This is a genomic window from Sphingomonas sp. Sph1(2015) (assembly GCF_001970915.1).
In the GTDB taxonomy this organism is placed as follows: Bacteria; Pseudomonadota; Alphaproteobacteria; order Sphingomonadales; family Sphingomonadaceae; genus Sphingomonas; species Sphingomonas parapaucimobilis.
Window position 1 is genome coordinate 1 of record NZ_MQUI01000106.1, and the last position, 1,481, is coordinate 1,481.

At 68.9% G+C, this 1,481-nt stretch carries 1 protein-coding gene; it reads right to left on the reverse strand.

The features are described from left to right. Positions 1-10 precede the first annotated feature (10 nt). Positions 11-1,481 (reverse strand): IS66 family transposase (gene tnpC, locus BSZ14_RS18720; protein ID WP_076712051.1); only part of this gene is annotated, 1,471 nt, incomplete at its 5' end.

The following is a 1,481-nucleotide window of genomic DNA, read 5'->3' on the forward strand; positions in this document are numbered from 1 at the left end:
GTAAGCGCTGTTAACGCACCACGCGGGCGGCGTATGCCCATGGCATGAGGTCGCCGAGTGCATTGATGCGGTGGCCGCCCGCAAGGCGCTTGAGAGTGTCGGTCAGCCAGGCCTGTGGGTCGACGCGGTTGAGCTTGGCGGTTTCGATGAGTGAGGCGATGACCGCCCAGTTGTCGCCGCCATCGTCGGAACCGGCGAAAAGCGCGTTCTTGCGGTTGAGGGTCAGCGGTCGGATGCTGCGTTCGACGGTGTTGGAGTCCAGCTCGATACGCCCGTCGTCGAGGAAGCGGCAAAGCCCGTCCCAGTGGTTCAGCGCATAGCGGATAGCCTCGGCGAGACGGCCTTTACGGCTGACCTGACCAAGCCGCATCTCGAGTACACGGCGCAGGTCGTCGATGAGCGGTCGGCTGCGTTCCTGCCGGGCGTCACGGCGTGCATCGGCCGACTGACCGCGGATGTCGGCCTCCACGGCATAGAGCCGTGCGATGCGCGCGAGCACGTCGGTGGCAACCGGCTGCATCCCGCCTGTAGCCTGCTCGAAGAAGCGGCGACGCACATGCGCCCAGCAGAAGGCGAGTTGCACGTCGCCGGCGCGCGCGAGTTTGCGGTATCCCGTGTAGCCGTCGACCTGCAGCACGCCGCGAAAGCCGGCGAGATGTTCGACAGGCTGCTCGGCTGCGCGGTCGGGTGCGTAGCGGTAGGCGACCGCAGGCGGGTCGCTGCCGCCCCATGGCCGGTCGTCGCGCGCGTAAGCCCATAGCTGCCCGCGCCTGGTACGGCCGCGCCCCGGGTCGAGCACCGGTGCCACGGTTTCGTCGGCGAACAGCTTGCCCGAGCGCTTGAGTGTGTCGAGCAGATGGTCGCGCAGGGGCCGCAGCCACCATGCCGCACGTCCCGTCCAGTCCGCCAGCGTCGAGCGGTCGAGTTCGACACCCTGGCGTGCGTAGATCTGTGCCTGCCGGTACAAAGGCAGGTGGTCGGCGTATTTGGACACCAGCACCTGCGCGACGAGCCCCTCGCTGGGCAGGCCGCCAGTAACAATATGCGCGGGTGCCGGAGCCTGAACGGGTGCCGCCTCGCAGCCCCGGCAGCCATAGCGCGGGCGGCGGGTGACGAGGACGCGGAAGGTCGCGGGCACCACGTCGAGCCGCTCGGCGACGTCCTCGCCGATGACGTGCAGGGTGCCCTCGCAGCAGCCGCACACCTTGTTCTCGATGTCGACGACCTGCTCGACCCGCTCCAGATGGACTGGCAGCCGGCCGCGGTTGGTCTTGCGCCGGCGCGGCTCGCGCGGGGTGAGCGCTACGGCATCGAGGCTGGCCGCAACGACGCCAAGCGCCGTCTCGGTATCCTCGAACGCCATCTCCAACTGCTCGTCGTCGAGCTTCTCGGAACGGGCCCCGAAGCGGTGCCGGCGCAGCGCGGCGATGATATCGTGCAGCCGGGCCAGTTCCGCCTCGGCATGGTCGTTGACGGCGTTC